Source organism: Streptomyces sp. NPDC051133, from assembly GCF_040682635.1.
In the GTDB taxonomy this organism is placed as follows: Bacteria; Actinomycetota; Actinomycetes; order Streptomycetales; family Streptomycetaceae; genus Streptomyces.
On sequence record NZ_JBFBBK010000116.1, the window covers coordinates 1 to 6,778 of the forward strand.

7 protein-coding genes are annotated in these 6,778 nt (G+C 69.7%); 1 reads left to right on the forward strand and 6 read right to left on the reverse strand.

The window, feature by feature from the left end:
* Nucleotides 1-235 precede the first annotated feature (235 nt).
* Complete coding sequence (locus AB0N17_RS44750) at nucleotides 236-808, reverse strand: hypothetical protein (RefSeq protein ID WP_366017451.1); 573 nt, start codon at nucleotides 806-808, stop codon at nucleotides 236-238.
* Nucleotides 808-3,348, reverse strand: a complete 2,541-nt coding sequence (locus tag AB0N17_RS44755; protein ID WP_366017452.1) for a DnaB-like helicase C-terminal domain-containing protein — start codon at nucleotides 3,346-3,348, stop codon at nucleotides 808-810. The genes AB0N17_RS44750 and AB0N17_RS44755 overlap by 1 nt, the downstream gene beginning before the upstream one ends.
* A 348-nt stretch (nucleotides 3,349-3,696) precedes the next feature.
* Here AB0N17_RS44755 and AB0N17_RS44760 point away from each other — a divergent pair, with 348 nt between their 5' ends.
* Nucleotides 3,697-3,972, forward strand: coding sequence for a hypothetical protein (locus tag AB0N17_RS44760; RefSeq protein ID WP_366017453.1), 276 nt, complete (start codon nucleotides 3,697-3,699; stop codon nucleotides 3,970-3,972).
* Here the strand turns inward: AB0N17_RS44760 and AB0N17_RS44765 are convergent.
* The 4 genes from AB0N17_RS44765 to AB0N17_RS44780 all read right to left on the reverse strand — a co-directional run bounded on the left by AB0N17_RS44765 (nucleotide 3,969) and on the right by AB0N17_RS44780 (nucleotide 6,726).
* Complete coding sequence (locus AB0N17_RS44765) at nucleotides 3,969-4,595, reverse strand: hypothetical protein (protein WP_366017454.1); 627 nt, start codon at nucleotides 4,593-4,595, stop codon at nucleotides 3,969-3,971. The two genes, AB0N17_RS44760 and AB0N17_RS44765, sit on opposite strands and share 4 nt — an antisense overlap.
* Nucleotides 4,596-4,720: 125 nt before the next feature.
* Nucleotides 4,721-5,302, reverse strand: coding sequence for a hypothetical protein (locus AB0N17_RS44770; protein WP_366017455.1), 582 nt, complete (start codon nucleotides 5,300-5,302; stop codon nucleotides 4,721-4,723).
* A gap of 105 nt (nucleotides 5,303-5,407) precedes the next feature.
* Nucleotides 5,408-6,082 (reverse strand): hypothetical protein, encoded by a 675-nt coding sequence (locus AB0N17_RS44775; protein WP_366017456.1) that lies wholly within the window; start codon nucleotides 6,080-6,082, stop codon nucleotides 5,408-5,410.
* Between the two features lie 89 nt (nucleotides 6,083-6,171).
* Entirely contained in the window at nucleotides 6,172-6,726 is a 555-nt protein-coding gene (locus AB0N17_RS44780) for a hypothetical protein (RefSeq protein ID WP_366017457.1), read from the reverse strand.
* Nucleotides 6,727-6,778: the final 52 nt, after the last annotated feature.

Genomic DNA, 6,778 nt, shown 5'->3' on the forward strand with positions numbered 1-6,778 from the left:
GTTCGCCCTCATCCAATGGATGAGGGCGAACCTAGCCACCCCCACCCCCTAGTACCCCATACGCCACGCCGGTATGTGATGGACGTCACGTTGCGAGTTGAGGGGACATCAAGAAACGTGCAGGTCACGGCAGTTGTTCGGGGGCTTGCGGCGCTGGTCGAATTGGCCTGCCGCGCGGCCTCGGCCGCACCGCTTGGGACCTGCGGAGGACGGTTCGACTGCTGCGTGCGCGCTGCTACCTGACTTCGACGGAGTACGAGGCGCCAGGAAACTCCCATCCGTCGGTTCCTTCACCGATGTCCTCCACGATGACGTCGTCGATGAAGTGGTCCTCGAACTCCTCGTCGGTGAGCTCGCCAGCCAGCCAGAGCTCCTCGATCTCGTCCCAGTGGCCCCGGCTGCCGTCGATCCGCAGGGGCGCGGCGTCCACGGTGCCGCGCGTGCGCTCGTCGTCCCCAGTTTTGACGACGCCGCTGATCTCGTACTGGCCCCGCGTGATGTGGTCGGGGAGCGGGTCGGCGGGGACGATGGCCGTGTTCTCGTACGCGGTGTGGATGAGGTCCTGGTAGCTGCGGCGGACGTTGTACTCGGAGTCGGACAGCCAATTGATGAGGGTCTTGGTCGTCACGTGGAGGCCGGCGTCCTCCAGGGCCTGCTGCCCGCGGTGGGTCGCGGTGAGCTGGCTGAGCTGGGCGTGCCAGTGCTTGGCCGTGTACGACGACAGCCGGTGGCGGGGAGTGACCTGGGAGCGCAGGAGGTCGTTGAGGGCGGCGCCCAGGGAGTCGCCGCGGCCTGTGGGGCCGGCCATCAGTCGTCACCCTTGGGGATGATCCCGCCGGGCTCAATGAACTTGGCCTTCACTTCGCCGAAGCCGGTCCCGATCCGGTACGTGGCGGGCGCTGTGCCATCGGGCGTCCAGAAGGCGGCCGCGTCGACGTTGAACAGCCCGACGAGCCTGCTGCCTTCCTGGACGGCCTTGAAGGCCACCGACCAGTGACGCACGGACGCCTCGGCCACCATGCTCATGCGCCAGTCCGGCCGCCAGAACGGGGACCGCTGCCCCTCGCGCTTGGGCCAGAGCAGGCGCAGCGCGATGGACAGCCGGGTCTTGTACGCCTTGTAGGGGTCGCCGCCGACCTGAATGAGCTCGGTGCGGGCCTTGCGGGTGGCCTCGTAGAAGGGCTTGAACAGGGACTCGTTGGCCTTCCCGGTCCAGGAATCGTGAATGGTCGGCGCGGCACCGAGGTGGTTTTCGCGGACGAGCTTCTCCAGCTGCTTGATGTGGGGGGTGGTGACCCACACGCGGCCGTCGTCGTCGGGCCGGTCGATGATCCGCCCCAGCGGGTGCGGCATGTCCGTGCGCGTCCAGACCGGGATGTCGATGAGGTAGATGCCGGCCTTGGTCTTGTCGAACGCCTCCAGCGGGCCGGTGTGCTTCAGCTCGTTCGGAGCGAGGGGAACAGCCGAACAGGCGGAGGGGAAAGACCCGTTGCGGTCGATCAGGCACAGCACGCCCTCGCCGAAGGAGTCGGGAACGTCGAGCTTGTCGCGCCTCACGCGCTTTCCGTTCGCGTTGATGTGGGGAATGCGGGTGAGGGTGACGTCGGGGTGGACCCAGCGGGGCTCGCCGTCCATGTGCTCGCTGATCAGCGGCCACGGGCCGCTGTCGCGCTGCTCTTTGCGGATGACCGGGACCGGGTGCATCTTCGAGCGGCCGACCGCGTCCTTGAGGATCTTCAGGGCGGGGAAGACGTGGCCCTCGGGCTCGTCCTCCTCATCCCCCGGCGCCAGCTCGACCTGGTTCTCTTCCTCGTCCTCCGCCGCGTCGTCCTGGGCCTGTCCGCTGTCCGCCGGGGCGTAGACGGGGGCACCGGCAGCAGCGGCCTGCCTGGCGCTTGAGGCGGTGTCGGCTGACACGGGCGTGCCGTAGGGGCGCAGCGCGGCGGCAAGACGGTGTCCCTCATGCGTGTCCGGCCACTGCGAGACTGCCGCGGCGGCCTGGAGTAGCGACGGCAGGATCTCCTTCAGGGTTTCCTGGTCGCCGCTGGCGACGGCGGTGCGCCATGCCGCGAGTTCGTGGGTGAGGGTGGCGGGGATCCCCTGGTGTCCGCCGGAGGTGTAGGGAAGGGCGGCTTCGGCCAGTTCCAGCGCCGTCGTTCCGCTGCTGACCGGCGAGGACGCCGGAGCAGCCGGGCTGTGAGTGGGGTCGACGGGTGCGGCTCCGGCGTCGAGGAAGCGCGCGTGGAGCAGGTCAGAGTGCAGGTACGCCGAGCCGATCGTGCCGAAGTCGCGTTCCGTAACCGTCACTTGGACCTTGCCCGGCTCCGCGGTCGCGGTGAGCGTCACCAGGACGTCGGCGTCCAGGAGGCCCAGGAGCGCGGGGTCGTCACTGTCCACGACGGCGAGCACCGGTACGTGCACGGTGCGCGCGAGGCCGGCCAGGACCTGGGAGGCATCCGGGAGGCGGTCCCCGGACAGCGGAAGGCGGGCACTGTGCGCGGCCTGGAGGCGGTCCACGACCACGAGGGCCAGGCCCTGCATGTGCGGCGCGGTTTCCGCGATGTCCTCGGCCCTCAGGTTGCTGCCGTCGTCGATGAGCAGCAGGTCACCAACGCCTGCCCGGACCAGCTGGTGGGCGACCTGCTGCTCGTGCTCGGTGAGGCGGCCCTGCTTCAGGCGCGGGTAGTCGCCCCCGGTCTCGGCGGAGAGGATCCGGCGGAAGATGTCGTCCCGGTTCGGTCCCGACGCCGCGTACAGGACCGTGCGCCGGTCGACGAGCGCGGTCTGCCGTGCGGCCGCAAGACCCAGCAGGCTTCCGCCCACGTTCGGGGCGGCCGCCACCAGCGTCAGCCGGCCCGGCTGCAGACCGCCCGTCGCGGCGTCCAGGCCGGGCAGCCCGAACGTGGGGCCGCCGACCGGGCCGTCGGTGAGTACGGAACCGATGGCGTCGCCCAGCGTGGCGAGCCTGCGCGGCGCGCTGCCGCGGTCCTGATTGCCTTGGCTGGTCACCGCACCTCCTGCGGGTGCCGCGCCGGGGTGCGCGGCCATGTCGGACGAGAGGGCACTCGAGGCGGGGCCGGCGGGGAGCAGTACCGCGACCGGCGTGGTGTTGCGAAGAAGGACCTGCGGTTCGCCTTGCGCTGCCAACGTGACAAGGTCACCGAAGTCCTTCTGCGCCGTGCTCAACACGTGGGCCGGGAAGGCATCGGCCTTCCGGGCTGCCGGAAACCGGTCCAGTGGCGCCAGCAGAGCGCGCGCCTTGTGCTTGGTGATCACCGTGGTGCGCCCCTCCTCTTCGGCGAGCCTCACCAGCGAGTACAAGGCAGTCCGGGCCGCGGTCACGTTCATCGCGGCCTCTGCTTCTGGCGACTGACTCACTCACCCTCCTAGAACACTCAACTCCCTATCATGGTAACAGATTCCACTCATATTCTGGGTGAAGTCACTATGTTTTTTGAAAATCTCACTCATTGTTGGGGAGCTCGGCAGTATGAGTTGACGACTCGGAGCACCCGCGGTGTGCTGACGAGCGGCAGCGCGACCACGCGCATGACAGGGCCTTCCGCTGGCCCCGGCCGGCAGGTGACGGCATCCCTCCGAGAGCAAGGCCGGAAGCTGTTTTCAATCCGGGGGCGGCCGCTTCTCCCTCTGGGAGACTGAAGGCCTTCTCTGCGACGCACCCCGAAGAGACGCATCGTGACGCTGACGTTCCACCCCAAGCCGTGCCAGTGGCCCGGCGAGCGGTACTGCATCTGCGACCCCGGCGACGCCACCGGCAAGACCGTCGGCGCTCCTGTGGAGTACGCAGTCATCCCGTCCTACCGGGGACGCATCGCCGCCACCGTGCCGCTCCGGGGCGGCAGGCCCGGAGAAGTCCTGTACGAAGTCGAATGGGACGGCCTCCGACCCCCGCACAGCCGGTACAACCGCTTCACCTCAATCGAACTGCGCCTCACCTCGGAAGAGCCCTAAGCTCCGCTCTGCGCTGCCGGTTCCTGCTCTTTCTGCTCGTCAGGCACGTGCTTGCGGAACCTCTCGTGTGCGGACTGCTTGCTCGTCATGAGCGCCTGCGCGATTTCGTCCCAGGAGTAGTCCGCCGCCCTGGCTGCGCGCACGGCCTCCTTCTGCCATTCCTCGGCGCCCGCCTGGAGCCGGGTGGCCACGTAGACGGCGAGGAGGGGGCGTTGCTCGTCGGGTTCACCGCCCTGCCGCAGAGGGGCACTGAGTGCTTGCACCGTCTCCTCCACCTCATCGAGCAGCCGCCGGAGCCGCTCGGGCAGCGTGCGAGACATGCTGACCTCGGCGTGCCGGACCCACTCCCGCTGCAGCCCCTCATCGCAAGCGTCGGGGTCCGTGAAGTCCACGGGGCGACGAGGCCCGCGCCAGCCGCAGGCGCAGACAACCCGGAGCCCCTGGGCACGCCGTCGTCCTTCGCTGCCGTCGTACTTGAAGGACCACGCCCAGTTCACGCGCCGTTTCCAGGTCTCTTCCGAGTCCTCGAAGGTGTCGTGAGGCGCATCCTCCCCACCCGAGAGCACCGCCACGACCCATCCCTCGTGGGCGCCGTCCTCGTCGTCCGTGTGCAACCAGCCCATACGCCGCTCCTCGACTCAGCTGCGGCCATCGGCCGTCAGGGACTCCTGACGATATCAATATCGTCAGGAGTCCCTGACGGAAATGGGGAAAGGGGTGCTGGCGGCTCGTTCCCACCCCGTGGGGGTCAGTGGATGCGAGAGTCCAGGTAGGAATTGATCCGCACGACGTCATGGCGCATCAGCTCCGCCAGTTGCGGGCCCGCCCACAGGGCGAACGTCAAGGCGATCTCCCGGGCGTCCTCGACCGCGTGGTCCTGCCGGACGTAGTGCAGGTACGGCACGCCGATCCGGATCAGGCGCTGCCCGGCGGGCCCGTCCGATCGAGTGGCCAGCTCATCCGCGACAACCGACATGATCTCGATGGCCGTGGGGCCAGCCGGGTGCGCGTGCATCTGGCTTTGGCACACCTGGTCGCCGAATTCACGCAGCCACTGGTCGAGCCGGTTTCTGTCCTGGTTGAGCTGGCCGTAGAGGTAGCCGCACAGTTCGACCGCGAGCCATTCGGCGAGCAGCAGTGAGTCCTCTCGCAGGGTGTCGGCCGCGTGCCAGTTCTGCAGCACGGACGTCAGGTCGTTGTACATCTCCCGGTTGGGCGGTGGCGCCTCGTCTTTGCGGTGGTCGCGGCGGGCGGCGTGGTCGAGCGCGGCCGTCCTGATCAACGAGAAGGCCGTGGTGCGCGGTTCGCGTCGGATGGTGGTCTCAGTCATCGCGGGACTCCGGTGGAGGGGTGTCACGGTGTCGGTCGTCGCCGTGTGGGCCGGCGTGGCGGCTGGTCGTCCTGCTTGGCCGTCACGGTGCCCGGTTCGTCGTCGTCACCGTCCGGCTGTCTGCCTCTTCTGGGTGGGGAGCGCTGCGAGCGGGGACCGGCGGCCCTTGGGGGTCGCGCGGACGGCTGTCCAGTCGATCCGGTGGCTTCGAGTGACGCGGTCCAGGTCGGCCTGGCGGTAGAGCAGGACGACGTCGTGCTTGTTCCACGAGGAGCTGGCGGTGGCTGCGTGGGTGAGGAGCCCGGCGCGGACAAGGTGGTCGAGGTCCGACTCCCGGATGCCGAGGATCTTGGCGGCGGCGTCGCGCATGTGGAGCTGCCCGGCGGCAGAGGCGCGTTCGACTTTCCGGCGGTCCATGAGGTTCTCCAAGGTGAGCCCGCAGTACAGGGGGTGGCCTTTGTGGTCGCCGACCACGGGGAGGTGGCCGCGGCGGGCGAGTTCGGCGGCGGTGCCGGAGTGCACGGTCATGCTGAAGCGTTCGGCGAGGTGTTCCTCGGCGCGGACGGCGCCGACGTCGGGCATCGCCCCGACGGCCTGCCGGATGGCGTCGATGCGGTCGAGGGCGTCGTCGAAGACGGCGGCGGACCAGCGGCCGCCGGCGACGTCGGGGCCGGGAATGAGTCCGAGGCGCTGGGCGCGCGCGAACTGCCACAGTGTCAGGCCGGCGCGGTCGGGGAACTGCAGGGGGCCGTACGACGTGAGCGGCGCGGTGGTGGTCATGGCGGGGTCTCCGTCCGAGGTACTGGGGCTGAGGGCAGGCGGATGGTTCGGGGCTGCGCCGGGGGCGTTGGCGGTGATCCGGTCGCGGTTCACCGGTAGGCCCCGTCCCACATCTCCTCGTCGGCCCACGCACCGTCGTCGTACTCGTCGAAGTCCGTCTCGTCGGCCCGGCGCTCGTCGTCCAGGGCGTCCAGGACCAGTTCGTCGTGCTTGTCGTCGTAGGGGTCGTACGGCTCGCGGGCCTCGGCCGCCATGTCCGCCCAGTACGCCGCCTCCTGCTCGGCTTCCCAGTCGGCGCGCTCGGCCGGGTTCAGGGAGGCCAGCCAGGCTTCGTGCTGCGTCTGGCGGACCTCGTCGGCGGCCTGGTGGTAGCCCTGCCAGACATGCGCGGCAAGGCCGGGCTCGGGGGAACACCAGGACCAGGTGCCGTCGAGCAGGTGGTGGCCGGCGGGGCGGGCACAGCGGCCGCCGTCGATGGGGTGCGCGAGGCCGTTGCAGAGCAGGACGAGTTCCGTCGAGCGACGCGGCGTCGACGGGCGGGGTGCACGGCGCAGCTCGGCGAGGACGTCGGGGAAGCGCCGGCCTGTGGTGCGGGCGATCTGCCGGGCTTGGCGCTTGAGGTGGTCGCTGCCGGATTTGGTCACGGTCGTCTCCACAGCGGGACCCCACGCATTCCCGCCGGACGTCGCGTGAAAG

Bases quoted from the DNA above. Each gene is read 5' to 3' on its own strand.
- AB0N17_RS44750 (WP_366017451.1), bottom strand. From the start codon at position 808: ATGGCCGGCCCCACAGGCCGCGGCGACTCCCTGGGCGCCGCCCTCAAC.
- AB0N17_RS44755 (WP_366017452.1), bottom strand. From the start codon at position 3,348: ATGAACGTGACCGCGGCCCGGACTGCCTTGTACTCGCTGGTGAGGCTC.
- AB0N17_RS44765 (WP_366017454.1), bottom strand. From the start codon at position 4,595: ATGGGCTGGTTGCACACGGACGACGAGGACGGCGCCCACGAGGGATGG.
- AB0N17_RS44770 (WP_366017455.1), bottom strand. From the start codon at position 5,302: ATGACTGAGACCACCATCCGACGCGAACCGCGCACCACGGCCTTCTCG.
- AB0N17_RS44775 (WP_366017456.1), bottom strand. From the start codon at position 6,082: ATGACCACCACCGCGCCGCTCACGTCGTACGGCCCCCTGCAGTTCCCC.